The following is a 26994-nucleotide window of genomic DNA, read 5'->3' on the forward strand; positions in this document are numbered from 1 at the left end:
ACTTAAAAGGCCCGCACAGCGGGCTTTACCTTTGGAGGCGAGTTGAATGAGCAAGTCACTGGGCACGCTCACGCTGGATTTGGTGGCCAGGATCGGTTCCTTCACTGGCCCTCTTGACAGGGCGAGCCAAGAGGCAAAGAAACGCAACGCGGAAATCGCCAAGTCTTTTGAAAACCTGGCCAAGGGTGTGGGCGTTGCCATCGCAGCTGTCCCTGCCGCTCTGACAGGGCTGGTCGCCTACACGGCCGGCAGCGCTAAGGAAATCTCCAACCTTGCAGCGCTGGCCGGTCTTGGAACAACCGAGTTCCAGAAGTACGCGGCTGGCGCGAAAACTGTTGGCGTTGAGCAGGACAAGCTCGCGGACATCTTCAAGGATACCAACGACAAGCTGGGTGACTTCTTCAACACCGGCGGCGGCGAGCTGAAAGACTTCTTTGAGGTCATCGCGCCGAAAGTCGGCGTGACAGCGGAAAGTTTCAAAAAGCTCAACAGCGCCGAAGCTCTTCAGTTGTATGTTTCGACCCTTGAGAAAGCGAATGTCTCCCAGGCTGAAATGACATTCTATATGGAAGGCATTGCCGACGAGGCTAGTGCGCTCGTTCCCTTATTGCGCAACAGTGGGAAAGAGTTCAAGCAGCTGGGTGATGCTGCGGAGTCCGCCGGCGCTATTCTCAGCGTTCAAACCATAGCCGTCTCGAAACAGTTTTCGAGCGAGCTTGTGGGGCTCATGCAGAACTTGCAGGGGACAAAAAACAAGATCGCTGATGATTTCATGCCAGTGGTTCAGCAATTGACAAAAGACCTTAACGACAGCGTCAAAGCGGGCGGCGGTGTAACAAAGGTCGTGGGGGATATGGGCGACAAGCTCGTTACCGCAACTGCATTTGTCGTTAGCGCTGGCGATGGAGTTACGAGAGTATTCAAGATCGTTTCGGATACCCTTGTAGGTATGTATGCGACGGCAGTTGGCTATACATCTTCGATGATGGCGGATGTCGCGGCGGGTTTGGCAAAGTTCACCATTGGTGATGTGTCCAAACAGTTCATAGCAGACAGTGTGCGTCTGCGCGATGAGGCTAAAGTGAACTTTGGCGCTGCCGCTGAGGCGGCAGCTGGGATCAAGGCAAGTCTCGAAACGCCACTCGCGGGCGATACGATTCAGAAATACATCACCGATGCGCGGGCTGCTGCGGGCGAGTACCAGCGCCTATTTGGTGGTACCGGCTTCAGTGATCAGGGTGGAAAGGGCAGCGGAGTCGATCCTAAAGCTCTGGAAGCGGCCAAGCAGGCTGCAAAGGACGCCGCGTCGGCGGCGAAGAAACTGAGCGATACCGTCAAGGGCTCAGAGACCGACCTGCAGCGTCAGATCGCGCTGATCAATACCAGCAAGGACGCGCAGAAAAACGCTACGGAAGTGGACAAGATTCGCTTCGAAGTTGCATCGGGCAAGCTGGTCGGGATCAACGCTGTTCAGCAGAAGCGCCTCGAGGGACTGGCATCGGAGCTGGATGCTCTCCAAAAGCTCAAGGTTGCCAACGAGGAGGAGGCCAAGGCGGTCAGCTTCCTGGCGACCCTCAAGGATGAAAATGCTTCCGTCGATGCTGGCTTCGACATGGAGCTAGCTGGCGCCGGGATGGGCGACAAAGCCCGGGACCGCCTGAAGCAGGATATGGCCATTCAGGAGGATTACGCGCGCAAGGCTGCGGACCTCCAAGCGCAGCGCAACTCCGGCGATTTAAGCGATGAGCTGTACGCCATAGAGACCGGCATGCTCTCCGAGGCGCTGGCCGAACGAATGGTCATCCAGCAGGATTATTACAATCGGATTGACGAGGCCCAGTCCAACTGGATGGCTGGCGTGAGTGATGCTTGGCAGAACTACGTTGATGCGGCCGAAGACTATTCGGCGATCGCGGCCGATTTCGTGTCGGGCAGCCTGAATGATTTGACCGGCGGCCTGGGCAACGTGTTCTCGGACGTGGTCACCGGTGCAGAGGATGCTGGAGACGCTATCGCTGACTTCGCTGGGAGCATGTCCAAGTCGGTCATCAACGCTCTGAGCGACATGGCGGCGCAATGGCTGGTCTATCAGGGCATTCAACTGCTCGTTGGTAAAAGCGGCCAATCGACGGCGGCAACCGGCTTGATCGCCAACGCGCAGGCAGCGTCTGCGCAGGCAGCGCTGAACGCCTACGCATCGACCGCCGGTATCCCGCTGATCGGTCCAGCTGCTGCGCCGGCTGCCGCACTCGCCGCTGCTGCTGCAACTGCGCCAATGGTCGCCGCAGTGTCCTCATCGGCGCTCGCCGGTATGGCTCACAACGGTATGGACAATATTCCGAAGGAAGGCACCTGGCTGCTCGATGGCGGTGAGCGCGTGCTCAACCCGAACCAAAACCGCGACCTGACCAAGTACCTGGCTGACAAGTCTGTCGGTGGCGGCGGGTCTACGCCGATCAGTATCAGCGTACCTGTCACCGTCGAGGCTCAGCCCGGTATGAGCGCTGCTGAAGCGGCAAGTCAGGGTAAAGCAATAGGCGACAGTGCTGCTGCACAGGTCCGTCAGGTTCTCCAGCAGGAGATGAGGCAGGGCGGTTTGCTCTGGAGGCGCGCGTAATGGCTGAGACATTCGATTTTGATGTGCAGGTAGGCGCCTCGGGCGATGTTTCACAGCGCACCTGGGAGAACGACTTCGGTGACGGTTACAGCCAATCCGGTGGAGTGGGCATTAACAACCGATCTGAAGCTTGGGACGTAACCGTCACTGGAAGGTACGGGCCTGGGCAGAAGCTGCAACAGGTGCGGGACTTTCTCGACCGACATGAAGGCTACAAGTCGTTTTACTGGACGCCCCCTGGTGGCTCCCAAGGTCGTTATAGAGCGAAAGGTTACAAGCCGGCTACTTTGGGAGGTGGATTACACTCACTGTCCGTGAGTTTCAAACAAGCTTTTAACCCGTGACAACTTGAGAATTTAGCCGAGCTCAGGGAGCAAGAGTAAAAGAGTCATGCGTACTCAAGTATCCGAGTGTAAGGAGTATTACGTAGCGGGGCTATGCCGAGCATGCAGAGGGGCGGCAGCAATTCATCCGGTTAATTCTTGAGGACGATGCTGCCGATGAAAGTATATCGTTAATGCTTTGAGCTGCCTGTTTCTAGCCATTGTGTCAAGGCAGCTTGATCGCTGACCAAGACGCGTAAGGGGCGCGCAAAAGCTTGCTTTGCCTCAAGGCCGTCAAAAGAGTGCGGTGTCCCGGCATCCAAAATGTGTTGTGGGGAGTATCAGTTTTTTTGTGTTCGGGCTGGTTAGGGCCTGCCGTCAGGCAGGCCCTTGTTTTACCAGCTCGGTCTGGTAAATCGGTCTCCGTACAGGATCGCAAATTGATTCATTGCCACTTTCCAGTCGTGTGCCGCATGACCCCAGTTGGCGGTGATGTTGCGCAACCCAAGCCATATCAGTTTCGTCGCGGCCTCATCGGTCGGGAAGTGCCCTCGAGTCTTGATGATCTTGCGTAACTGGGCATTGATGCTCTCGATGGCATTGGTCGTGTAAACCACTTTGCGGATGCCCGCCGGGAAAACAAAAAACGGTATAACCCGATCCCAGGCGCGACGCCATGCAGCAACCACAGTCGGATACTGCTTGCCCCAGGGGCCCGCTTCAAAGGCGTTAAGCTCTTGCTCAGCCACATCTGCATTGATCGCCTGGTAGATCGGCTTGAGTGCTTTGGCCAGTGCCCGACGTTTATCCCAAGCGGCATAGTCCAAGCTGTTGCGGATCAGATGCACGATGCAGGTTTGCAGCGTCGTGGCAGGAAAAACCGCCCCCAACGCCTCCGGTATTCCTTTGAGGCCATCCGTGACGGCGATCAGAACATCTTCAACGCCACGAGTCTTGAGGTCGTTGAACACCTTCATCCAAAACTTGGCACCCTCGGTGCTCTCGATCCATATACCCAGAATGTCGCGCGTGCCATCAGGTAATACCCCCAGCGCCAGATAAATAGCCTTGTTGCACACTAACCCCTCGTCCCGGATTTTGACCCGTAACGCATCGAAGAAGATCACCGGATACATCGGTTCCAAGGGTCGTTGCTGCCAAGTGCCCACCTCTTCCATGACCGCATCGGTGACTGAGCTGATGAAGTCATGGGACACGTTAGTTCCATACTGCTCAGATAGAAAAGCGCGGATCTCACGCACCGTCATGCCCCGGGCGTACATGGCAATTATCTTGTCGTCGAAGCCTGTAAAACGTCGTTCGTGCTTGGGAATCAGGATCGGGGCGAAGCTACCATCGCGGTCTCTGGGGATATCCAGGCGAAGCGGCCCGTCGTCGGTCAGAACCGTCTTGCTGCTTTTGCCATTACGCTGATTGGTCGACTCCTCAGGGCGCTCCGCGCCCTGAGGGTAACCAAGGTGGTGACCCAGCTCGGCGCCTAGCGCACGCTCGATCAGAGCCTTCTTGAACGCCATGGACGCGTCTTGAATGGCTTCGGCGCTCATCGGGCCTTTAACAAACTGCTCGATCAGCTCTTGGGGAATCGAGGGCAACTCCCTCGCTGTTGCATTGGCGGACTTCTTTTTGGTCGGCATACATGCACCTCTAGCTACATGTTATGCCCGAACACAAAATTTCTGACAGTCTCGTGTTGTGCGATATTCACCAGTGCCTCATTGTTGAATTCGGGCGAAGATTTCAGAGCGGCGGCGATTGCCGCAAGAGCAGACATTACGCCTGCTTCGAACGCGCTCTTTTCTACATCAGACATCTTGACCTCCTAGGGAATCTCCGAACAAGTCCCGGTTATGCGAAAATCGCCTGACCACCTGATCCGAGCCTCCCATGAGCCAGATGAGCTTTTCCGATTTCGAATATGCCAGCAAGCGCAAGCAGACACGCCGCGAACGCTTCCTCGCCGAGATGGATCAGGTCGTCCCCTGGACAGGTCTGCTGGGCCTGATCGAACCGTTCTACCCCAAGGCCGGCGGTGGCAGAAAACCTTATCCGCTGGAAACCATGCTGCGCATTCACCTGCTGCAGAACTGGTTCTCCCTGAGTGATCCGGCCATGGAAGAAGCGCTCTACGAAATCACCCCCATGCGCCAGTTTGCACGCCTGACGTTGAGTGCGCCGATACCGGAAGACACCACGATCATGAACTTCCGGCACCTGCTGGAGAAACATCAACTGGCTCCTGCAATCCTCGCGGTCATCAACGGTTATTTGCAGGAAAAAGGCCTGTCGCTGCGCCAGGGCACCATCGTCGATGCCACCATTATTCATGCCCCAAGCTCGACCAAGAACAAAGACGGCGAGCGTGATCCCGAGATGCATCAGACAAAGAAGGGTAACCAGTATTTCTTCGGTATGAAGGCCCACATCGGCGCTGACGTTGAGTCTGGACTGGTTCATCACGTCCATGGCACTGCGGCCAATGTGGCCGATGTCACTCAAGTCGCCGAACTGCTCCACGGGGAAGAAAACGCGGTCTATGCGGACGCTGGCTACACCGGTGTCGAGAAGCGTGAAGAGCACGAAAATCGTAACGTGATCTGGCAAATCGCGGCGCGGCGCAGCACGTATTCCAAGCTGAACAAACGCAGCCTGTTGTACAAAGCCAAGCGCAAGATCGAGTACTGCAAAGCGCAGACACGCGCCAAGGTCGAGCATCCGTTTCGGGTCATCAAGCGCCAGTTTGGTTACGTGAAAGTACGCTTTCGTGGGCTGATGAAAAACACGGCCCAACTGACCACGCTGTTCGCCCTGTCGAACCTGTGGATGGCTCGAAAGCGACTAATGGGTTTGGGTGAGTTGCGCGCTTAACACGGAAAACCGAGCGAAAAACGCGCTCGACTCACACTGCATCAGACCGTTTTCAGAAAAATAGCGCTATGTGCCTGGCAAATTACGGCTTGCCACCGCTGCGCGGCAAGTTGATCGGAGCATCCCTAGGTCATCATTTACATAAATATCGTCGTTTTTCAGTCTTCAGCTGCAAAGCGCGACGGATTTTAGGAACTATTTAGAACTTTGTTTGTGCTTTAACTATCAAGCGCCATTGAACTTTACGCGCGTCTCTATGCTTGTGTTCATCATGCAAAGGAAGGCATGCGCCTTTTAATGAAATAGTTTCATCCCCACATCCTTCGCAACGATAAATTCCCGATGCCAGAGCACTTTCTCCAGGAACATGAAGCCTGTTCCATTCGACATCGCCCAGAAGCGACGCTCTGGCCTTGGACAGATGCATTACTGTCTCTTCAGTCACGAGAGCCATTTGATTCCTATAGTCCGTTAAAACTTTGACGCTACCGCATGCATCCTACCGTCGCCACTGGATTTTCATCCATTCCTGGTTGTATAAACAGTGGGTGTGGGAATTTTTGACCCTAATCACCCGCCAAGTACGGGGTTTTTTATAGGTAATTACCATGATTTACAGCGCGGACATCCAAAAGTTGGAGCCCGGGAACCAGATTCGCCTGTACGAACTGGATGCGACGAGGCTGGGAGCCACGCTCTGGCGCTTCCACGGGCATGAGCATGAGGGCGACATCATCTGGCAGGGCCAGCTGTATTCGCCTATCCAGATCGAGGTCACCGGTTTAGATATCCGTGGTGATGGCCGCCCAGCCACACCCAAGCTCAGGCTGGCCAACGAGCTGTCGGGTATTCCGCGAGCAGTGTCAGCGCTTTGCCTTCAGTTCAAGGACCTCGCTGGCGCGGACTTCAAGGTGATCGAAACCTTCAAGCACTTCCTGGATGCCGCGAACTTCGACGGGGGCAACCCAGATGCCGCAGATCAAAGCCGCACCAGCCTTTGGAGGATCGAGCAGAAGACCGAAGAGAACTTTTCGGCGGTCGGCTTCGAGCTTTCCAGCCCCATCGACATGGAAGGCCAGCAGCTGCCGTCCCAGCAGATCACCAAGTTGTGCCGCTGGGCGATGCGTGGCCAGTACCGGCAGGAGGCTTGCGCCTACACAGGCACCGCGTATTTCGACAAGAAGAACGAACCCACCGACAACCCTGCGCTTGACCGCTGCGGGGGCTGGTGGAGCAGCTGCAAGTTGCGCGGCAATACCCGCCGGTTCGGCGGCTCCATGGGCGCAAGCCTGATCGCCAAGGGATAACCATGCGAATCAATCAAAAGCTTCAGGACGACATGAGGGCGCACGCCGAGCAGTCACACCCGGCCGAGGCCTGCGGGCTGCTGATCAAGACCGAGGCCGGGCGTGAATACGTGCCGTGCGGCAATGTGGCCACCAACCCGCTGCAGCACTTCCTGATCGACAAGCACGACGCTGCGGCGGCAGAAGACAGGGGCGAGGTGCTGGCCATCGTGCACAGCCACCCTGACCGAGCCGCAACGCCGAGCATGACCGATCTGGTCAGCTGTGAGCTGCATGAATTGCCTTGGGCGATTGTGAGCTGGCCTGTCGGTGACATTCAGTGGTTCAAGCCGAGCGGTTTCCAGGCCCCCTTGCTGGGCCGGGACTTCTCTCATGGCCTGCTCGATTGCTGGGCGGCCTGCCGCGACTGGTACGCCCGCGAGGCCTCACTCCCGCTGCCGAACTTCGAACGCAAGGAACTGTGGTGGGAAGATCCGGACAGCCCCAGCCATTACGAAGAGAACTACGAGGCCTGCGGCTTCGTCCGGGTCGAACAGCCCCAGCGCGGCGACCTGCTGGTGTTCCAGGTCCCTACCGTGGGCAGGCCTTGTCACTTCCCGAACCACGCCGCGATCTACCTCGGGGCCGATGCCAGCCTGCACAGCGAGGACGCGCCGGCACTGGGCGGGTCTGGTCCGTTCATCTATCACCACATGCCCGGTCGCCTGGCTGCCCGTGAGGTCTACGGCTGGTCGATGGCCAACCGCGTGAAACTGATCCTGCGCCACAAGGAATACACCCCATGACCATGCGCACCATCGTGCTCTACGGCGTTCTGCGCAAGCATTTCGGCCGGGAGTACCGTATCGACGTGCACAGCGTGCGCGATGCCGTGAATGCCCTTTGCGCGATGAAGCCCGGCTTCGAGAAGTTTCTGCGGACCGGCGAAGAGCGTGGCTTGGTGTTCAGCGTCTTCTGCGGCAAGCGCAACGCCGGCGAGGCCGAGTTCGATATGCAGGGCAGCGACAACACCGATATCCGCATCGTGCCGCTGATCCAAGGTAGCAAGCAGGCCGGGTTGTTCCAGGTGGTGCTGGGCGTGGCGCTCGTCGTGGGCGGCCTGTTCTCTGGCGGTACGACTACAGCGCTGGGCATGGGTCTGCTTGGCGCGGGTGCGGCGGTCGGCCTCGGTGGTGTGGTGCAGATGCTTTCTCCCACAACGACTGCCAGCGTGGGCAACAACAACGATGACGGCAACAACCCCAGCTACGGTTTCGGCGGCGCAGTGACCACTGTTGCCCAGGGCAACCCCTATCCCGTGCTCTACGGCGAACGAGAGATCGGCGGTGCCGTCGAGTCGGGCGGCATTTACACACAAGATCAGATTTGATCATCAGGTAACACCAGACCCGCTTCGGCGGGTTTTCTTTTTTCTGGGGGCGGTATGGCAAGTGCGGTAGCAGCGCGAAGCATTCGCGGGAGCAAGGGCGGCGAGGCCACACAGAAGCAGCCGACGATTGCGTTAAACAGCACAGCTTCCATTGCCACCGCGCGCATCGTCTACCTGTGGAGCTGGGGGCCGATCGTCGGCCCAGTGAACGGTCGTCGGTCAATCAAGCTTGACGGCACTCCTTTGGAGGCCGAGGACGGCACAGATAATTTTCCGGGCGTGAAGTGGCAGTTCCGCAATGGCGAGCTGAACCAGCAGCGCCTTGAGGGCATTGCCGAGTCCAGCAACGAAGTCGACGTAAACCAGCAGTTGCTCAGCACTACACCTTACCTGCGCACCGTGAATAACCCGGTGCTGGATGCGCTTCGCATCCGGTTCAGCTGGCCACAACTCCAGTCGCAGGACCAGAGCGGCAATATAAACGGCGTGCGAATCGATTACGCGATCGACCTGGCCACTGATGGCGGGCCGTTTGTTCAGGTCCTGGCGGACTCCGTAGACCGCAAGAACGTCACCAAGTACGAGCGCAGTCATCGCATCAACCTGCCTGCGGGCAGCCGCTGGACTATGCGCGTGCGCCGGATCACGCCGGAGGCCAACAGCTCGCTGATTCAGGACAGCATGTTTATCGAGGCGGTGGCCGAGGTCGTAGACAGCGATCAGGAGTTTCCGCTCACCGCCGTGGGCTGCGTCGAATATGACGCCGAGCAGTTCGGCGGCGATATCGCCAAGATTGCAGTGCTGATGCGCGGTCGCATCGTGCGCGTGCCGACGAACTACGACCCAGAGACGCGGACCTATGCCGCGTCTGGCGCAGGCACCACCAACGGTATCTGGGACGGCACTTTCAAAGAGGCTTACACCAACAACCCGGCCTGGGTGTGCTACGACCTGGCACTGAATCCGTATTACGGTCTCGGGCATCGTATTGACGCCACGATGGTGGACCGCTGGAACCTGTATCGAATCGCGCAGTACTGCGACCAGATGGTGCCGAACGGCATGGGGGGTCTGCATCCTCGGCTGACCTGCAATATCTACCTGCAAAAGCAGGCTGACGCATACGCGGTGCTGCAAGACCTGTCGGCCATCTTCCACGGCGCGAGCACATGGGACGGCAGCCAGATCACGTTCAACGCTGATATGCCCGGCGACCCGGTCTACACCTACAACCCGTCGCAGATCCTGAACAACGGCGAGATTCAGTATTCGGGCACCCGCGCGCGCGACCGCCACAACCTGGCGATGGTGACGTGGGATGACCCGGCGCAGGATTTCGAGACAGACAAAGAGCCTGTATTCGATGACGTGGCGCTGGCTGAAAGCGGATCAGTCAACGAACTGGCGGTGGACGCCTACGGTTGCACCTCGCTTGGCCAAGCGCAGCGGGCAGGCCAGTACGCGCTGATCACCGAGCAGACGCAGACACGAGGCGCGACCTTTCGTGTCGGCCTTGATGGCGGCATTCCCAAGACCGGGCAGGTTATCGCTGTGGCTGACCCCATGCTGGCCGGTCGTGCCAACGGTGGGCGTATCAGCGCGGTGGCGGGGCGCGTCATCACCGTTGACCGCGATATCGATCTTTCGACAGGTGCCAAGCTGCGGGTAAACCTGCCCAGCGGCAAGACCGAAGCGCGTGTGATCACTTCGCTCAGCGGTCGTCGGGTCACCTTGGCTGCTAACTTCAGCGAAGTACCGGAAGCCGAATGCGGCTGGATACTTGAATACGACGACCTGAAAACCATGCAGTTTCTGGTGCGCAACATCACGCGCCCGGAATGGCACCAGTACCAGCTCGAGTGCATCCAGCACGAGCCGAGCAAATTTGACGCCATCGACTTCGGCGCCGTGGTGGATATCCGCCCAATCAGCGGCATTCCGGTGGGCGTGCAGGCTGCGCCGGGCGCCGTGTTCGTGACCCAGCACGTCGTGATCGAGCAGGGTATCGCCGTCACCAACATGACCATCAGTTGGGACGCTGCGCCGGGCGCAGTCGGATATGATGTTGAATGGCGCTGGGGCTCGCGTGAGTGGGTCAAGGTGCCGCGCACGGGCGAGCAGTCGGTTGACGTGCCGGGCATCTACTCCGGCCAGTACATGGCCAGGGTGCGCGCTGTCAGTGCCCTGAAGGTTTCGTCTCTGCCCGCCACGTCACTGCTGACGAACTTGCAGGGTAAGACCAGCTTGCCGCCCGCCGTCACGTCGCTGACTGCCACCCCGCTGATCTATGGGATAGGCCTGAAGTGGACTTTCCCGGCTGGCGCGGAAGATGCGCAGCGCACCGAGATATGGAACAGCAGGATCAACGATCTAACCACCGCGACAAAGCTTGCAGATTTTGCCTATCCACAATCCAGTCACGAACTGCAAAACATCACGCCGGGGACAAACCTGTTCTTCTGGGCGCGTATTGTCGATCGGTCTGGAAACGTCGGGCCTTGGTTCCCAGCAGATAAAGGTGTGCTCGGACAGGTAAGTGTTGACCAGCCCGCTTATGAGCAGTATTTCCTCGGCAAGATCAACGCGTCCGCCCTGGGTGAGCAGCTGTTCTCCGAGTTCGGCAAAATATCCGGGGATGGGGATGGCTCGGTAAATCAACGGATTGCCGAGCTGAAAAGTGAGATCGGCGAAATCACCGACGCGCTGGCCTACGTGGCGACCGACGCCTACGTGCGGGACAACACCGTGCGCGTGGGCGATAACCTCTGGACTGCTATCGCGGCGGTGCCAGCGGCTGCCAACGGATCGAATGCTCCGCCGAACCCGACCTACTGGGTTAACAGCGGCCAGTCAATCCGAACCGCCAACGCTCTGGCAGCTCAGGTAACGAAAAACACCGCTGACATCAGTACGGTGGACGGCAAGACCAGCGTTACCGCTAGCCAGCTTCAGGCGGTGCAGGCTCAGTACCGTGCCGACAGTGGGGAAGGCGATCTGCTAGACGCGCTCAAGGGGTGGGACAGCACGGCCAGCTACGCACAGGAAGTGAAAGTCAGGACGGAACAGGACTTCGCACAGGCCCAGCGCACCACACTGCTTGATTCTCGGGTCGGCGGCAATGAGTCGAAAATCAGCGTCGTTGAAACGACGATTGCGACTGACAGGCAGGCCACTGCTCAGCAGATCACAACGCTGAGTGCGGCAGTCGATGCGAGTCAGGCCGCCATCCGGAGCGAGGCAACAGCAAGAGCGGACGCTGATGGTGCGTTGTCCCGCCAGGTAACCACTGCGCAATCGACAGCCAACGGGGCGAGCGCCAGTGCTGAAACGGCAACTAACACCGTTTCGGCGCTAGGAGGCAAGGTTTCATCTCTCACGACCATAAAAACTTCGACCACGGTCGGTGGCCGTACGGTCATGGCAGGGCTGGCAATAGGTGTTGAGGGGCAGCAGCAGGAGTCGCAGATACTTGCTTTTGCGCAGCGCTTCGCAATTCTGGACGAGGCCAGCGGAACGATGATTGCGCCGTTTGTGGTGCAAGGCGGGCAGGTGTTTATCAACACCGCGATCATCAACACGGCCTTCATCAAAGAAATCATTGCGGGAATGTCGATCACATCCCAGGCAAAGAACTCGCGTGGCGAACCTTTGTTAGATCTCAACTTTGTGACTGGAGCAGTGAATATCCGGAGCCAAGATGCTGACGGTTCGACTCTGCTTAATAATCGCGGGCTCTATGTGTATGACGCCAACCTTGTAGAACGCACGGCAGTAGGCCGCCTGACCGCGTCTTAATCTCGTACTGATAAACCATTTCGGAGAAAAGATGGATACTTATGGAGTGCGAGTGCGAGACGCTAGCAATGCTCAGACTTTAGGGATGGAAGATTTTACTATTAGAAAGCTGGCTTCGATTGTTATTCCAGCCTCTCGCACAAGCGGTGAGGGCGTTCGAAGTGATTATATTCTAATGGATGTTCCTAACTATGATCCTGCGAAGTGCTTCGTATTAATTACCCCTAGACAATACGCTTCCTATGGTCAACCTGGCACCCCCGATGCGTGGGGGTATGTTCCCACGTATAAAGATTTGGGAGGGACGAGAATTGGAATATTCACTTACGTCAACAGAAAACGCCCTACCGGTGTGGGCGGGCGCTTCAGGGATGAATGGATAGAGCATGCTGTTGAGTCTGTAGTGGAAGTTGTGAGGGTAGGGTGATGGTGGACTATGGTTTCTCTGCAGTTAATGGGGCAAGCTCGGTTATTATCGGTAGCAAGTACAAGGTGCTGGTATTTTCCGAGCGAGGCCAGTTCGCTATCACTTCCCAATATACCGATAGGGAAGGGTTTGGATCTGTAGTGTTCGCCCGGCCAATTCTGACCCAAGAGCCGCCCCAGATTTTTGTCAGGCATATAAGTGGTAGTCATCCAAGCTTGGGTGTTTATACCACCATGTCTGGAAGTCCCGGTAACTGGACTGGTTTTTTGGTGACGTCGGCAGTTAGGCCTGGCGGGACGCTTCAGAATTATTCTATGGAATTCGTCTCTTGCAAGTTCGCTGATCAGCCAAGCTCCCAGGTCTACGGAATGAATATTCGGGATGAAGGTGGGCGCATAGTATTTTCGTCCTCTGACAAAATTGTCAGATATAGTAAGTTTGCCAAAGGCTGGACATTACAAAAAGGCGATTTGGTCGATATTTATAACAGCAATCTAACTATCGATGCTGATGACTTTGTCTGCATTTCCAGTATAGATCGGGGAGTTATGTGGTTTGCAGATGGTGTCCAATTCGCGGGGCTTACCCTGCTCGCTAACGGCGTGCCAGTTTTGCAAATAAACGCTCAAATCGCGGGCGGCGGATACTGGTATTACCAAGGAGTAAATGAGACAAGCTTTGCTATTCCGGTCTGTAAGTTCCCTGTCTCTAGATATTATAACTAAGCACCTTTTTTGGAGTTGCACGCATGCCTTGGTATAAAGCCGGGACGGTTTCCGTTACCCAAAATTCGAACGCCGTTATCGGTAGTGGTACGGCCTTCATTGCAAATAGCCGAGTAGGCGATGGATTTCGCGGCCCTGACGGTGGCTGGTACGAGGTAACGAACATCGCCAGCGACACGGCGATGTCGATCGCGCCGAACTACCAAGGCGCAAGCAACAGCGCGGGCGGCTATGCGCTTGCCCCTCTGCAGGGCTACGTCAAAGAATCAGCGGATGCTTTGCGCGCGCTGGTGAACAAGTTCGGTACGCAGCTGGCCGCACTCGGCACCACCGGTAACTACGACACGCTTCCGGTAGCCAAGGGCGGCACTGGCCGCTCGGACGGACGGGTTATTTTTTCTGAGGTCGGTGTTCAGCAGGCCAGCGCGCTTTACAACGTGCAAGGCATGTACATGGGCTGGAACTCTAATTCTCAGGGTGAAGGCCACTTCGTTGTAAACCGTGGCGGCGGTGCTGGCGGGTTCACCTGGCGGTCAGTGAATGCTGGTAATACAGCCACCGGGCCAGCAATGACGTACAGCTACGAAGGGTTGCTTACGGTTTCGTCGCTTTCTGTGACTGCTGCCCCGATCAGCATTGCATCAGGCGGCACCGGCGGCAACAGCCAGACTACAGCGCGTAATTCGTTAGGTATCGGCCCGGCCTCTGCTCCCACGTTTGCCGGCTTGGAACTCAGCAACAACGCTCCCTATATCGACTTTCATTATAACAACACTACAGCAGACTATGACGTCAGGCTGATCAACCAAGCAGGGGGCGTGCTGACACTACAGGGTGCGATGCAGATCACAGGGAGACTTGAGTCAGCAGGCACCTGGTGCAGGGCAGGTCTGAGCGCCGGTCGTGGCGGAACTGTCTACAACTACAACTGGACCGGCTCGAACGTTGATGTTTGGATCGACAACACCTACGTCGGGACGATGACCCTGTTCGGGTCTGACTACCGGTTCAAGAAGTACATCGCCGATGCGAAAGTGCCTTCGTACCGCGATCGCATCAACGCTTACAGAATCGTCACCTACCAGCGCAAGGTGTTCGGCGCAGTGTTTCGTGGCGATGGCACCACCTATCAAGGCCTGATTGCACATGAGGCGCAGGCGGTAAATCCACTGGCCGTGACCGGCGAGAAGGACGGCGTCGACGAAAATGGCAACGCACGCATTCAGCAGCTGGACCCGATGGCCTTGATCACCGATCTGATGGGCGCTGTCAAAGAGCTGCACTCAGAATCGGTAGAGCTGCGTGCCGAACTGGCGGCGCTCAAGGCATCGATTCAACCAGCCCCAGAACCTGCCGCCGCATAACACCAGAACAGCAGCACCCGCACCCCGCCATTGAGCGGGTATTTTTTTGCCTGGAGAAACACCGATGCCGATCACCGCGCAGCAACTACTGCAGATCCTCCCGAACGCCGGCCAGAAAGCCAGCGTTTTTGCACCCGTCCTCAACACAGCGATGAGCAAGTACCAGATCGTGACCCCGCTGCGCATTGCTGCATTCATCGCCCAGGTTGGTCATGAGTCCGGTCAGCTGCGTTACGTCCGCGAGATTTGGGGGCCGACTCCGCAGCAGTTGGGGTACGAGGGGCGCAAAGATCTGGGCAATACCGTGCCGGGCGATGGCTCCAAATACCGTGGGCGCGGCCTGATCCAGATCACTGGTCGGGCGAACTATGCCGAGTGCGCCGAAGCGCTGGGCCTGGATCTGATCAACCATCCCGAATTGCTCGAGCTGGCGCAGCACGCCGCGATGTCGGCGGGGTGGTTCTGGCACCGGGCCGCGCTCAACACGCTGGCGGACAAGGGCGACTTCTTGACCATCACCCGTCGCATCAACGGCGGCACGAACGGCCTTGCCGACCGGCAGGCGCTGCACACCCGGGCGCTTGAGGTGCTGGCGTGAAGGCCCTGCCGTGGAAGGCGGTCGGCCTGCTGCTGATCCTGCTGGCGCTGGCCGGTGCGTTGTACGGGGCATACCTGCACGGCGTGACCGTCACCGATCTGGCCTGGAAGGCGAAGTGGGCCGAGGAAGTCAGCACCCAATCCGAAGCGGTGGCCCGCTGCGATTACTGATGGCTCTGTCGATGATGCTTCTGGTGAGCTCATGCGCATCGAAGCCGGAAAAATGGCAGCCACGGCAAGTTGCGTGCCCAGCGATACCGGAGCTTCCGAGCGAGGCAAGGCAGCCACCCGCGCCGCAATGGTGCTCTCCGACTTGCTCGGCAGGGCTGACGCGCGAGCGCGAGAGCTGGCTAAGGATTATGACCAGTCCCAAATAGCAGGGCAGGCGTGTAACCGCTTTGTCGATGAGCTATCCAGTACCACCAATTCAGCCAGGCCGTAGGCCGCCGGGGAAGCACTGTGCAGACAGCAACGAAGCAAGAAACCTACGACCGCACGATGAAAGTGACGTTGGCAGTGAAGGCGAACGGCGGGTCGGTGACGGTCCAGATCCAGGCCGGTGATAACTGGATCACCACCGACACGTTCTGGAAAGACGGTGGCTATCAGCTGAGCATTCCGCCCGCGACGATCCGCTACGTGCCCGCTGCTGGCGCTTCATTTGAGGTCTACGCATGAGCCTTCTGGTCAACCCAATCCCACGTCGCCAACCGATCCGGCGCGGCCTGGGTCTGCTCGGCGATAGCTTCTCGGGCAACTGCCACACCATCGCGGCGACGGCGTTTGGCACCGAGGCCTATGGCTATGCGGGCTGGATCGCGGCGCGTACCGGCCTGTTCCCGAGCTACGTCGACAACCAGGGCAAGCTCGGGGACCACACCGGGCAGTTTCTGGCCAGGCTTCCCGCCTGCATTGCATCGTCCACTGCCGACCTGTGGCTGCTGCTGTCGCGCACCAATGACAGCACCACGGCAGGTATGAGCCTGGCCGACACGAAAGCCAACGTGATGAAGATCGTCACCGCGTTCCTGAACACGCCCGGCAAGCACCTGATCGTCGGCACTGGTACGCCGCGCTTCGGTAGCAGGGCGTTGACCGGGCAGGCGCTGGCCGATGCGATCGCTTACAAGGACTGGGTGTTGAACTATGTCAGCCAGTTCGTGCCGGTCGTGAACATCTGGGACGGCTTCACCGAAGCGATGACAGTCGAGGGCCTGCATCCCAACATCCTGGGCGCCGAGTTCATCAGTTCACGGGTGGTGCCGATCATCACCGCCAACTTCGAATTCCCCGGCATCCCGCTGCCCACTGACGCTGGCGACGTTTACTCGGCCATCCGCCCGTTCGGCTGCCTCAATGCCAACCCTCTGCTGGCGGGCACCGGCGGTTCTCTGCCTGCTGGCGTGAACGCTCTGGCCGGGTCGGTGCTTGCGGACGGCTACAAAGCCATTGGCTCTGGCCTGACCGGTATCACCACGCGCTGGTTCAAGGAGCCTGCCGCCTATGGCGAGGCGCAGTGCATCGAGCTGCGTGGCAACATGGCGGCGGCGGGCGGCTACATCTACATGCAGCCCACGGCCAACGTGGTACAGACCAACCTGGCAGCCGGCGACGTTATCGAAATGGTGTCGGCGGTGGAAATCATGGGTTCGTCGCGCGGCATTCTGGCTTGGGAGGCTGAGTTAACCATCACCAAGACGGTCAGCGGTGCTGCGTCCACGTTTTACTATCGGTCGATGGACAAGTACCAAGAGCCGTTCACCATGCCGGCCAGCTTTTCCGGGGCGTTGGAAACGCAGCGCGGCACTATTGACCTGAGTGAAACCGTGATCACCTCGCGTATGGGCCTGTACTTGGCTGCAGGTGTGGCGCAGAACTCAACAGTCAAGGCAGCGCAGTTCGGGATTCGCAAGGTTTAAATATTTATGCCGAGGATGAGGTGCGCTTTTGAACGAGCTCAGTCACTTGGGTTTTTGCTAAGCTATCCTCTAATATAAATATTACCTGGTGTTTATGCTAAAACCCTCAATAGGGATTTCTTCGGTTCGATTGTAAATTGGCAAAGTGCTAAAGTTGGTCTTTTCAAGAGTTTCGCAGTTCCATGCCTTGGTTTGGGCTGCGTTATACAACATGCCTAACGTCATTGCCGTCTTTGCGCGCCGATCTTTAGATCTAAAGAATACGAAAATGTCAGTCCCTTCTGGCTTGAAGTAACGGTAGTGGTCGTAGTCGCCGGATTCAACACCAAAGTGTTCGAAAAAATTCTCCATAAAGTCACTGGCGTCGTCACCATCAAGCCCTAGCTCCCAACTGACTCTAGTAGCGAGGCTGAGAGTCTCGAATGCCTTTCGGCTAAATCCTACATAAAAGTAGATTCTCTCTACAAGATAATCAACTACTTCATAGTTTAGATCGCTTCTATCCATTTTAAAAAACCTGATCTTGTTCATCTACGATAGAATTGTAGGTATTCACCGTTACGTAACCTATTTTGCCAAGCTCGTATGCAGTATAGGACCATCCTATAACGGGTGTTGCTCGTGCGATGAAGCCACCAATGCTTCTTGTCCATCGGAGGTGCGGCGGAAACCATCCTGTAAGAGATGGTGCTCTGAAGTCTCCAGGAAACTTGCGGTTGTTTAGAGTGCGCCGCATTACTATAGACATGACGGAAGTGTTATTAGTCGCTCCGCCAGGCTTTGTTCTAGTTGGTATTATGTTGGCGCCTAAGACGATGCCTAATGCAGCCCCTACATCGTCCAGTCCAAATTCCTCCATTGCCACCTCTGTGGCAATAACATAAAGTAGTTCATTTGCAGTTAGTCCGCAGTCACCGTCATAACAATATATTCTCGCCACTTAAAATATCCTTATGCGTAAGTGCTATTTCGTATTTGATCCCAGCCACCGGAGATCTGTCCAATTATCAAGCCGGTGGTTCGGCTTTGCTGTGAATACTGCATGCTGACTTTGGCGTAACTAAATCTTATCACCTCCTCTGGAAAACTTGAAGGCGATCGCTCAAATAGATTGCCGGAGGCAACGCCGCTTATGATGACTTCGTCAAACACATATTCCAGATATTTTTGCTTTTCGCCGCCAGCACGACGTACGTACAGCTTCATTTGCTTAATATGTTGCCCTGCGCAACATGCCTCGAGAATCTTAGGGGTCGCAATGTCAACAGCTTTTACAATGCTGAAGTCGCTTAAGTAAACTCGACCAACTGTAGCCCCACCAGCCGAGCTTGCGGTTCTTGACACCGACTGAGCGGCTGACAAGCAAAAAGTGGTAATCTCAACCCAGTTTTTGCAGTCAGAGTCCGTAGACTCTCCACTAATGCCATCAATCCAAAGATATGCATCTATACTCATTCCGGCTCCTTGGAACATCTCTTAATGTAATTTATTGCCGTAGCACGATAGCATAAAGTCTGCCTTTGCGACTCGTGAGCGCCCTTTTCGTCGGCGCAGATTGGCGTCCCGCAACACTGCACTCTGAACTTGCGCCACCACATCCTTGGAGTGGGAACCCGACCAAGTTCGAGTGCCGGTCGATGGGCAAGTACCAAGAGCCGTTCACCATGCTGGCCAGCTTTGCCGGGGCGTTGGAAACGCAGCGCGGCACTATTGACCTGAGTGAAACCGTGATCACCTCGCGCATGGGCCTGTACCTGGCAGCAGGCGTGCCGCAGGACTCGACGGTCAAGGCCGCGCAGTTCGGGATACCCAAGATATAGGTGGGCGAGCGGGCCGCTCCGCTACTCTGTCGGAACGCCTCGTTGGCGGCTGAGTGACTGCGGCAGCTTGTTCGGGCATTCCGGGTCTTCGATAAAGCCTCGTCCATCGCAGTGCGTGCAATCGTCACGCACTGCGAATCCGTCCAGGCAGTGAAGGCATCTGATAAATATCGAGTAGCTATGACGCTCCCACAGCGAAACGTAGGCCTTGAAGTCGCCTTGTTCGAGGGCTACCGCTGAGGCGTCGACGAGCGCTCGATATTGATCTTCATCGCTCAGGCGTTGATAGCTCACACCGTTGATCTGCCTGGATTGCTCAACCAGCGTCAGCGTCTGGCCGGTTTCGGTGTAGATGTAGCGACCCTCGAGCACGCCGTACTTCTTGTAATCCCTCATGATGAGTTCGTTTTTCTCGTCGAGAAATGCAAAGTGGGCGGCATGGTAGGGCGACTGGTCGGCCTCATGAAGCACGTATCGGGAGTTGAGCAGGCTGCCGACTATTACACCGCCCTTGTTGTAGGCCAGATAGTCCGACGCCTGATGCCGCCATTCGTGGTTGCCTTCCTCGGTGAAGTGGCAGAAAGCAGCGCTGGCCAGCTCGAAGAGCTCAAAGCGCTCCAATGGATCGACCAGCCCGCCAGCCTGCATGTCTTCGGCCATGCGTGCCAGAAACCGGTAAGTGACCCCGGGGTTCGTCCACTGCCTCCTGTCGTTGAGCCTTTTGTGCCATTCGGCCAAGGCTTCTGAGCTGTTGCTCTCGTTCATGGGGGTGATTCTCAATTGCTGTATGGGCATACAGTAGTTGGGTCTTTCAGATTTGGGGAGTGGTGTTCGTCGGCAGGACGCCGGGGGAGGGGGTTTCTGTCTAATACTCGGGCATGATAAATCGGTTTTATTGGTCGAAACCGAGCCAAAAACGCCGATGTGCATTAGACAATTTCTTGGCTTGAGCCTTTACCTGCAAGGGCTTGGATCGACCTTTTCCCATACTGCTGCAATATGGTCAGTAAGAATTTATCCAGGGAGACGGGGTTTACGAGTCCCGACGCAATTAGGGTAGGTGGAGCAGCCCATAAATGTGCGTCCCGCATACCTTCCTCTCTTCACTGTTCTACGACGCATAGTGCTGCCACACCTGGGGCACAGCCCCAAATTTTCCAGATCGGCAGGCGGCTTGACTGATCCTATTGGGTGCGTGTGTGCGGTGGGACCATGCGCTGGCTTGGCCGGTAGACCGGAAAGGGGCTTTATATGTCGGGCTGAGGACCGCCCGAAGAACTTACCGTATAGCCAGATACAGCCAATGCTGCCAGCGATAAATAAGATCAGGCCAAGGCCGCCCGATGATCCGCCACGACTCCTTCCCCATCCACGCCGACCGCGGCCTCCACCGCGAGCGGACGCTGTGTCGGTAAGCACTGCGGCAGCTAACAGCAACAACGCGCGGCGTGAAAACTGCTTTCCATCCATGACGAGCTTCCTGCGCTTGATCGGGTTATTCACAATGTAGCAGCACACGTGTTGGCGCTGATTGAAAACTGACCCACCCTGCCGATTGAAAATTGACCCAGGACGGATTGCTGATTTTTGCCCCAGCAATTGTGGATAAGCTTAGCAGCAGTGTTCCGATTGAAGACGCATCAAGCCCCACCGCATGCAGCAGGGCATTTATGGTGCGGATCAAAATGGCTCATCGTCCTCGATATCATTTCCGTCCTTTCGCTTTCGTTCGCGTGTTTTGATCTTTGTCTGGGCAGCCAATGTGCTGTGTTGTAGGCGGTAGGACTCGTTGCCCGTTTCGACGATGTGGCAGTGGTGTGTCAGCCGATCCAGCAACGCGGTGGTCATCTTGGCGTCGCCAAACACACTCGACCATTCCGAGAAGCTCAGGTTGGTGGTGATGACCACGCTGGTGTGTTCGTACAGTTTGGACAGCAGGTGAAATAACAGGGCGCCACCGCTTTGGCTGAAGGGCAAATATCCGAGTTCATCCAGTATCACCAGGTCTGTGCGCAGCAGTGCCTGGGCGATTCGCCCTGCCTTGCCATCGTACTTCTCACGCTCCAGCAGATTCACCAGATCCACCGTGGAAAAGAAGCGCACGCGTTTGTTGTAGGCCGTGATTCCGGATACAGCCAAGGCACTGGCCAGGTGTGTTTTCCCGGTGCCAGGGCCGCCGATGAACACGACATTCTGCGCGGTTTCAGTGAACGCCAAGCTGGATAGATCGCTGACCAGCCGGGCATCAGCGCTGGAAGCGCTGAAGTCAAAGCCAGCTAAGTCACGGTGCATGGGGAGTTTTGCCATGTTCATCTGATGATTCACCGAGCGCACCGCGCGATCCGCATGTTCCTGCTGAAGCAGATGTTCCAGCAGCCATTTCGATGAAGCCGTCGACGCTGTTCCTTGAGAGACCAGTTCTTCCCAAGCACTGGCCATGCCGTGCAGGCGCAGTTCTTTGAGTTCAGTCATTAGGTCACGCATTGCGATTCTCCTCATCGGTCGTACGGAGCCGGTCGTAGCGTGCTGTATTGGCAACCGGCGCCACTTTGAGTTGCAGGCTGGTTTCTACACAGGGAGGTGGTGCGGTGGAGGTCAGGCGGGCAACGACATTGAGGATGTGATCGGCGCTCAGACTTCCCGATTCAAGTACCAGCTCCACCGCCACCAGCACTGGTTCGAGACCGGCGATGGGCACAGCAGCCAGTACCTGCATCATGATTCGATCACCGTTGGTGTGACGCCTCAGTCCGCGTTTAAGAAGCTGTAACGGTTTTGGCAGATCAGCAAATGGAGCGCCATTGCGCAGTGCACCAGGCTTGCGTTCGATGAGTGGGATGTAGTGCTGCCAGTCAAAACCGATCTGATCTCGATCAAAGAGGCGCTCGTGACTGGCGATCACCGTTTCGTCGGCAATGACCACGATTCGCGAAGGGTACAAACGGCTGCTGACCCATTGACCCACACGCTCGCAAGGCACCGAATAACGATTGCGCGCCACGCTGATCAGGCAGGTGCTAGAGACACGGACGGTGCGTTCCACGTAGCCATCAAAGGCCGTCGGCATCGGCATCATTTCAGCCTGCTCCAGCTCCAGGACTTCTGCCACCGTCAAACCGTTGTACTGCGGATGTACAAGTTCAGCCCAGAGCGTACGACAGCGTTGGCCGAGCCAGACGTTCAGCTCCTCGAAGGTATGGAACATGCAATTTTGAGCATCGAGCCAGATTCGCCTCCGGCTGTCTTGCACGTTCTTTTCGACGATGCCTTTCTCCCAGCCAGAGGCCACGTTGCAGAAGTCCGGATCGAACAGATAGTGCGCGCACATCACGGAAAACCGGGCATTGACCGTGCGGCCTTTGCCTTTGTTAACCTTGTCGACAGCCGTTTTCATGTTGTCGTAGATGCCGCGACGTGGCACGCCACCCAACGCTCCAAACGAACGTGTATGGGCATCAAACAGCATCTCGTGGCCTTGACTGGGGTACGCAACCAACCAGAACGCGCGACTTGCGCACAGCTTCATATGGGAGACCTGGATACGTCGAAACAGGCCACCGATCAGCAGGCCTTCTTCGCTCCAGTCAAACTGAAAGGCCTCACCGAGGGCAAAAGTCAGCGGTACAAAAGCGCGTACAGACTTGCCTTGCTCGCACCGCCAAGAGCGGACAAACGCCGTGAGCTGGCTGTAACCGCCGTCATAACCCTCGGCCTTGATCTGCTCAAAAAGTGCCTTGGCGCTCCTACGGTTGTGTTTTGGCCGGAACGAATCAGCCTTGAGCGCCTGCTCTAAGGTCTCGTGAAAAGGGTTGAGCTTATTGAAGGATGCGCACCGTTGGTACGCTGGTTGATTGGCTTCGGGCGCTCTGACCCATTTTCGGATGGTGTTTCTCGACAGCCCGGTACGCTTGGCTATCTGATGCAGCGAGAGCTTGTCGCGGAAGTACATCCGCCGGATTTTTCCCAACATTTCCATGCTGATCACCCTGTGTTCTCCTGCTCAAAAAGTGAGCAGAAGCAGTTGAACACCTGGGTCAGTTTTCAGTCGGCAGAACAGCCTCTACTGGGTCAGTTTTCGGTCAGCGGCAACAGTTTGGCCAGCATCAAGTGACCGATCGCTGCTGGGAAGCCGCTTATTTTCAGGTCCATCTGCTGGCCAAGGCGATAGCCCGGGCGGGCAGCACGGAGGTGGAGGACGTCTTGCAGACCATGCGCGGTCTGGAATACGACGCGCCTCAGGGACGGGTCCGCATCGATGAGCACAATCACCATACCTACCTGTACTCGCGGATCGGCCGGGCCAATGGCGACGGGCAGTTCGACATCCTTTACGAAAGTCAGAAAGCGCTTAAGCCTGATCCTTATGCCGTTGCGCCTGACTTCAACGGCTGGTCCAGCCTGACCGGGAGGCGTCCATGACCCTGCGTGCCGCCAAGAAACGTTTGCGTAACGACAGCGCAGGCGGCATCAAGGACCTGCGCGACATCAGCGTGCTGGTGATGCACCCCGATGATGTAGACGGTCGCAACCTGATCGCCCAGTTGCAGCGTATTGGTTGCCAGGTACGCGTGCAGTGGCCGATCCCCGAACGGTTGCAGAGTGAGGCTGACGTGATCGTGCTGGCGGTGTCGCCGGAAAGCCTGTCGACCAATACGCCCTGGCTGCTGCACAGCTCGACGCCGCCGATCATTCCGGTGATCGCCTATGAAAACCCGACCATTGTCGAGGCGCTGGTGCAGCTCAATGCCTGTTCGGTTATTCCCTCGCCGGTCAGGTCTTTCGGCCTGTTGACGGCGCTGGCCATCACTCTTAGCCAGGCACGCAAAACACGGGAACGGGAAAAACACGTCAAGCGTCTGGAAGGGCGCATGGCGGTGATGCGTACCGTGCAGCAGGCAAAAATCATCCTGATGGAAACCAAGGGTATGTCTGAAATAGACGCTTACAACGCGCTGCGGGATCAGGCGATGGCCAAGCGTGAGCCCGTGGAGAAAATCGCCGAGGCGCTGGTCAAGGCCCACGAACTGTTTCAACAAGCCTGTTCCTGACAGGCTGCAGACTCGCTTCGAGTGTCGGGCCTCATCGGTCTGATCCTCTTCTGCGCGGACGCTTGCCATACGCCCTGAACCGGCAGGTATGGAACACCGCGTGGCGACCTGCATGGACAACGGCGTCCTCCGGATCGAGCCCATGCCTGCGCATCCTGCGCAGGCGGCTCCAGTCAGTGCCTGCCCGATCCCGGGCGGCCCTTACCGTTATCTGGAGAACACCATGTCCGTAAAACGCCCCGACAAAGCCGACTTTCTGATTGCCGCCCAGGATCACGGGTACGACCTGTCAGACAGCCAGATGGCATCGTTCCTGAGCCTTGCTGACGAAACCCTGGGCTCCTACGAAGCCATTGATGAGCTGTACGCCGCTCACGTTGCGCAGCCCACGCCGCTGCGCGAGCACAGCAAACCGACAGAGGCCGAAAACCTGCATGGCGCCTGGTACGTGAAGACGCACATAGCCGGTGCGGCGAGCGGCCCGTTGGCGGGTAGAACGGTGGTCATCAAGGACAACGTATCAGTGGCCGGCGTACCGATGGCCAACGGCTCGCTGAGCCTTGATGGTTACGTGCCGTCCGAAGATGCCACGGTGGTCAAACGCTTGTTGGCCGCAGGCGCGACGGTGGTCGGCAAATCAGTCTGTGAAGACTTGTGTTTCTCCGGAGCCAGTTTTACCTCGGCTACCGGTGCGGTAAAAAACCCGTGGGACCTGACTCGCAACGCAGGCGGCTCCTCCAGCGGCAGCGCCGTGCTGGTCGCCTTGCAGGAAGTGGACATGGCCATCGGCGGCGACCAGGGCGGGTCGATCCGCATGCCGTCGGCCTGGAGCGGCATCGTCGGGCACAAGCCGACCTATAGCCTTGTGCCTTATACCGGGGCTTTTCCGATCGAGCGGACCATCGACCATGTCGGTCCGATGGCCAATAACGTGCGCGACTGCGCGGTGATGCTCGACGTAATCGCCGGGGCCGACGGGCTTGATTCAAGGCAGAAAAACCCGCCGGCGGTCAGTTGTGTCGCGACCCTCGATCAGGGCGTTGCCGGCTTGAAAATCGGCCTGCTGCGCGAAGGTTTTGCGATTCCCGGCATGTCCGAACCGCAGGTAGACGCCCTGGTTCGCGCCGCAGTGGCACAGCTGGAAAGCCTTGGTGCGACGCTCGGAGAGGCAAGCGCTCCGTGGCACCGCGGTGTGGCGCTGGACATGTGGAATGTCATCGCCACCGATGGTGCGGCGTATCAGATGCTGCAAGGCAACGGCTATGGCATGAATGTCGACGGCTATTACGACCCCGACATCATGAGCTACTTCGGTGCCAGGCGTCGTGAGCATGCCAACGCATTGTCCAGCAGCGTGCGTGCCGTGGCACTTACCGGGCATTACAGCCTGAAAAACCTGCACGGTGCCTACTACGCCAAGGCGCGGATGCTGGTGCCGGAACTCACCCGTCAATACGACGAAGCATTCAAGAATTTTGATGTGCTGGTGTTGCCGACCATGCCCTTTGTAGCTACCACGCTGACCGCCGCCGATGCGCCGATTGAAGAGTACGTGCACAGCGCCCTGAACATGCTCGCCAATACCGCGCCGTTCGACCTGACCGGCCACCCGGCCACGTCAATCCCGGCAGGCCTGGCCGAGGGCCTGCCGGTCGCCATGATGATTGTCGCGCCGCGCTTCAAGGATGCCTTGGCGTTGCGTGTCGCGCAGGCTTATGAAACCGCCCGCGGAGCGTTTCCCAGGCCGCCGGGTGTTTGAGTTCAGAGACTGATCGAGTGGCATACTCGCTCCATGCGAGCGGGTGTGCCCCTTCATTCCTCAAGGCTTCCATACCTCCACATCCTGCGTATCCACCGCCTTGGGCAGCAGGCTCGCTGCCAAGAAGGCATCGGCGATATGCTGTTGTTCGTCCAGTTGATCGTGCGTGACTGGCTGGATCTCATAAGTCCGATGGCTGTTGGCGATTTCGACCGTTTCGATATCCAGATTGCCCCATAAAGGGCTCAGCACCTGGGCGGCTTCGCGCGGGTTGGCTTTGAGCCAGATGCCAGCGCTGTGCAACTGCTCGTAAACCACGCTGAGCACTTGCGGATGAGCCTTGGCGTAACCAGTGCCGGTCAGGTAATAGCGTTTGTAGCTGGACAGCCCCTTGCCGTCAGCCAGGGTGCGCGTTGGCAGTTGCCGTTGTGCGCTGGTCAGGAAGGGTTCCCAGGTGACCCAGGCGTCCACCTTGTTGTTTTCGAAGGCCGCCCGGCCGTCGGCGGGCGACAGGTAGGCGGGCTGAATATCCGAAAATGCCAGACCGGCCTTTTTCAACGCAGCAATCAGCAGGTAGTGAGAGCCCGCTGCCTTGGTGACAGCGACTTTTTTGCCTTTCAGATCCGATAACTGCTGCACGGGCGAGTTTTTGTGGACGATGATTGCCTGCGCGGAAGGCGAGGCCGCTTCCTGGGCAAAGTAGGTCAGCCTGGCCTGCGCTGCCTGGGCAAAGATTGGTACGGTGTCTGCCACATCCGCGCTGATATCGACGTTGCCGACGTTCAGCGCCTCCAGCAGCGGCAGACCACTCGGAAACTCATGCCAGGTGACGGTGACGTCCTGTGGCGCAAGGGCTTTTTCCAGCGTGCCGCGTGTTTTCAGCAGGGTGATCAGCGTGGAAGACTTCTGGTAACCGATCCGCAACGTTTGCTGTGCTTCGACGGGGAGGGCGATGCATAACACCAACGCCCCGAGCAGACCTGCCAGCAGCGGAGGGCGGTATCCAGGTTGTGTGTTTTTTATCGGTTTGGGCATGGC

Annotated in this window: 25 protein-coding genes and 3 pseudogenes; 17 read left to right on the forward strand and 11 right to left on the reverse strand. The window is 57.5% G+C overall.

All coding sequences use genetic code 11. From position 1 onward, the window contains the following. Positions 1–46: 46 nt before the first annotated feature. Positions 47–2617 (forward strand): phage tail tape measure protein, encoded by a 2571-nt coding sequence (locus tag AC4ANE_RS12260; protein WP_095178994.1) that lies wholly within the window; start codon positions 47–49, stop codon positions 2615–2617. Then, positions 2617–2961: a phage tail protein gene (locus AC4ANE_RS12265; RefSeq protein ID WP_057446852.1), complete on the forward strand. Its 345-nt coding sequence runs from the start codon at positions 2617–2619 to the stop codon at positions 2959–2961. The genes AC4ANE_RS12260 and AC4ANE_RS12265 overlap by 1 nt, the downstream gene beginning before the upstream one ends. Before the next feature lie 374 nt (positions 2962–3335). Here AC4ANE_RS12265 and AC4ANE_RS12270 read toward each other — a convergent pair whose 3' ends face one another. Both AC4ANE_RS12270 and AC4ANE_RS12275 read right to left on the reverse strand, forming a co-directional pair. Then, positions 3336–4595 carry an IS256-like element ISPsy17 family transposase gene (locus tag AC4ANE_RS12270; RefSeq protein WP_054082596.1) on the reverse strand — a complete coding sequence of 420 codons (1260 nt, stop codon included), beginning with the start codon at positions 4593–4595 and terminating at the stop codon, positions 3336–3338. A 14-nt stretch (positions 4596–4609) separates the two neighbouring features. Continuing rightward, positions 4610–4771 (reverse strand): hypothetical protein, encoded by a 162-nt coding sequence (locus tag AC4ANE_RS12275; RefSeq protein ID WP_460408949.1) that lies wholly within the window; start codon positions 4769–4771, stop codon positions 4610–4612. A 74-nt stretch (positions 4772–4845) separates the two neighbouring features. On the opposite strand from AC4ANE_RS12275, the gene AC4ANE_RS12280 reads away from it, so the two are divergent. Then, positions 4846–5826, forward strand: coding sequence for an IS5 family transposase (locus tag AC4ANE_RS12280; RefSeq protein WP_044424202.1), 981 nt, complete (start codon positions 4846–4848; stop codon positions 5824–5826). Positions 5827–6025: 199 nt separating this feature from the next. Here AC4ANE_RS12280 and AC4ANE_RS12285 read toward each other — a convergent pair whose 3' ends face one another. Then, complete coding sequence (locus tag AC4ANE_RS12285; RefSeq protein WP_223216248.1) at positions 6026–6253, reverse strand: protein L; 228 nt, start codon at positions 6251–6253, stop codon at positions 6026–6028. A gap of 181 nt (positions 6254–6434) precedes the next feature. Here AC4ANE_RS12285 and AC4ANE_RS12290 point away from each other — a divergent pair, with 181 nt between their 5' ends. The 10 genes and pseudogenes from AC4ANE_RS12290 to AC4ANE_RS12335 all read left to right on the forward strand — a co-directional run bounded on the left by AC4ANE_RS12290 (position 6435) and on the right by AC4ANE_RS12335 (position 17329). Further along, complete coding sequence (locus AC4ANE_RS12290; RefSeq protein WP_003370693.1) at positions 6435–7133, forward strand: phage minor tail protein L; 699 nt, start codon at positions 6435–6437, stop codon at positions 7131–7133. Between the two features lie 2 nt (positions 7134–7135). Then, on the forward strand, positions 7136–7918 hold the full coding sequence (locus tag AC4ANE_RS12295) for a C40 family peptidase (protein WP_058887070.1): 783 nt from the start codon (positions 7136–7138) through the stop codon (positions 7916–7918). Continuing rightward, a complete protein-coding gene (locus AC4ANE_RS12300) occupies positions 7915–8502 on the forward strand; it encodes a tail assembly protein (protein WP_058887069.1) in 588 nt (195 codons plus the stop codon). The genes AC4ANE_RS12295 and AC4ANE_RS12300 overlap by 4 nt, the downstream gene beginning before the upstream one ends. A gap of 54 nt (positions 8503–8556) precedes the next feature. Then, entirely contained in the window at positions 8557–12297 is a 3741-nt protein-coding gene (locus AC4ANE_RS12305; RefSeq protein ID WP_460408951.1) for a TipJ family phage tail tip protein, read from the forward strand. Positions 12298–12723: 426 nt separating this feature from the next. Next, positions 12724–13449, forward strand: coding sequence for a hypothetical protein (locus AC4ANE_RS12310; RefSeq protein ID WP_058887067.1), 726 nt, complete (start codon positions 12724–12726; stop codon positions 13447–13449). Between the two features lie 23 nt (positions 13450–13472). Then, positions 13473–14813, forward strand: coding sequence for a tail fiber domain-containing protein (locus tag AC4ANE_RS12315; RefSeq protein WP_058887066.1), 1341 nt, complete (start codon positions 13473–13475; stop codon positions 14811–14813). Positions 14814–14877: 64 nt separating this feature from the next. After that, positions 14878–15411 (forward strand): glycoside hydrolase family 19 protein, encoded by a 534-nt coding sequence (locus AC4ANE_RS12320; RefSeq protein ID WP_058887065.1) that lies wholly within the window; start codon positions 14878–14880, stop codon positions 15409–15411. Continuing rightward, a pseudogene (locus AC4ANE_RS12325) lies at positions 15408–15852 on the forward strand (DUF2514 family protein). The gene AC4ANE_RS12320 and the pseudogene AC4ANE_RS12325 overlap by 4 nt, the downstream one beginning before the upstream one ends. A 56-nt stretch (positions 15853–15908) precedes the next feature. Next, positions 15909–16088, forward strand: a complete 180-nt coding sequence (locus AC4ANE_RS12330) for a hypothetical protein (protein ID WP_019741277.1) — start codon at positions 15909–15911, stop codon at positions 16086–16088. Next, complete coding sequence (locus tag AC4ANE_RS12335; RefSeq protein ID WP_460384846.1) at positions 16085–17329, forward strand: SGNH/GDSL hydrolase family protein; 1245 nt, start codon at positions 16085–16087, stop codon at positions 17327–17329. The genes AC4ANE_RS12330 and AC4ANE_RS12335 overlap by 4 nt, the downstream gene beginning before the upstream one ends. A gap of 81 nt (positions 17330–17410) precedes the next feature. Here the strand turns inward: AC4ANE_RS12335 and AC4ANE_RS12340 are convergent, their stop codons facing one another. The 3 genes from AC4ANE_RS12340 to AC4ANE_RS12350 are packed head-to-tail and all read right to left on the reverse strand — an operon-like array spanning position 17411 to position 18784. Further along, positions 17411–17860, reverse strand: coding sequence for a DUF1493 family protein (locus AC4ANE_RS12340; protein ID WP_058886975.1), 450 nt, complete (start codon positions 17858–17860; stop codon positions 17411–17413). After that, a complete protein-coding gene (locus AC4ANE_RS12345; RefSeq protein WP_460408952.1) occupies positions 17838–18269 on the reverse strand; it encodes an STM2901 family protein in 432 nt (143 codons plus the stop codon). Before AC4ANE_RS12345 ends, AC4ANE_RS12340 begins: the two co-directional genes overlap by 23 nt. Positions 18270–18280: 11 nt before the next feature. Continuing rightward, positions 18281–18784 carry an Hcp family type VI secretion system effector gene (locus AC4ANE_RS12350; RefSeq protein ID WP_002553420.1) on the reverse strand — a complete coding sequence of 168 codons (504 nt, stop codon included), beginning with the start codon at positions 18782–18784 and terminating at the stop codon, positions 18281–18283. Between the two features lie 167 nt (positions 18785–18951). On the opposite strand from AC4ANE_RS12350, the pseudogene AC4ANE_RS12355 reads away from it, so the two are divergent. Then, a pseudogene (locus tag AC4ANE_RS12355) lies at positions 18952–19149 on the forward strand (SGNH/GDSL hydrolase family protein); the annotation flags it as partial. A 21-nt stretch (positions 19150–19170) separates the two neighbouring features. Here the strand turns inward: AC4ANE_RS12355 and AC4ANE_RS12360 are convergent. The 4 genes from AC4ANE_RS12360 to istA form a co-directional block, all read right to left on the reverse strand. Beyond that, complete coding sequence (locus AC4ANE_RS12360) at positions 19171–19809, reverse strand: hypothetical protein (RefSeq protein WP_058886976.1); 639 nt, start codon at positions 19807–19809, stop codon at positions 19171–19173. A 354-nt stretch (positions 19810–20163) separates the two neighbouring features. Continuing rightward, the gene (locus tag AC4ANE_RS12365; RefSeq protein ID WP_081050545.1) at positions 20164–20619 is read right to left on the reverse strand and encodes a topoisomerase DNA-binding C4 zinc finger domain-containing protein; all 456 of its coding nucleotides are present in this window, start codon (positions 20617–20619) and stop codon (positions 20164–20166) included. A 210-nt stretch (positions 20620–20829) separates the two neighbouring features. Then, complete coding sequence (gene istB, locus AC4ANE_RS12370) at positions 20830–21633, reverse strand: IS21-like element ISPsy20 family helper ATPase IstB (protein WP_031598096.1); 804 nt, start codon at positions 21631–21633, stop codon at positions 20830–20832. Further along, complete coding sequence (istA, locus tag AC4ANE_RS12375; protein ID WP_122302115.1) at positions 21626–23125, reverse strand: IS21-like element ISPsy20 family transposase; 1500 nt, start codon at positions 23123–23125, stop codon at positions 21626–21628. The genes istB and istA overlap by 8 nt, the downstream gene beginning before the upstream one ends. A 107-nt stretch (positions 23126–23232) precedes the next feature. Between istA and AC4ANE_RS12380 the strand changes: the two are divergent. The 3 genes and pseudogenes from AC4ANE_RS12380 to AC4ANE_RS12390 form a co-directional block, all read left to right on the forward strand. Further along, positions 23233–23568 (forward strand): annotated as a pseudogene (locus AC4ANE_RS12380) (transporter substrate-binding protein); the annotation flags it as partial. Next, positions 23565–24197, forward strand: coding sequence for an ANTAR domain-containing response regulator (locus tag AC4ANE_RS12385; RefSeq protein WP_058887073.1), 633 nt, complete (start codon positions 23565–23567; stop codon positions 24195–24197). The pseudogene AC4ANE_RS12380 and the gene AC4ANE_RS12385, both read left to right, overlap by 4 nt. 88 nt (positions 24198–24285) lie before the next feature. Next, positions 24286–25956 (forward strand): amidase, encoded by a 1671-nt coding sequence (locus AC4ANE_RS12390; protein ID WP_460408953.1) that lies wholly within the window; start codon positions 24286–24288, stop codon positions 25954–25956. A 60-nt stretch (positions 25957–26016) separates the two neighbouring features. On the opposite strand, the gene AC4ANE_RS12395 is transcribed toward AC4ANE_RS12390, so the two are convergent. Next, the gene (locus AC4ANE_RS12395; RefSeq protein WP_031595386.1) at positions 26017–26991 is read right to left on the reverse strand and encodes an aliphatic sulfonate ABC transporter substrate-binding protein; all 975 of its coding nucleotides are present in this window, start codon (positions 26989–26991) and stop codon (positions 26017–26019) included. Between the last annotated feature and the right edge of the window lie 3 nt (positions 26992–26994).

Source organism: Pseudomonas sp. Pme6b (assembly GCF_058129925.1).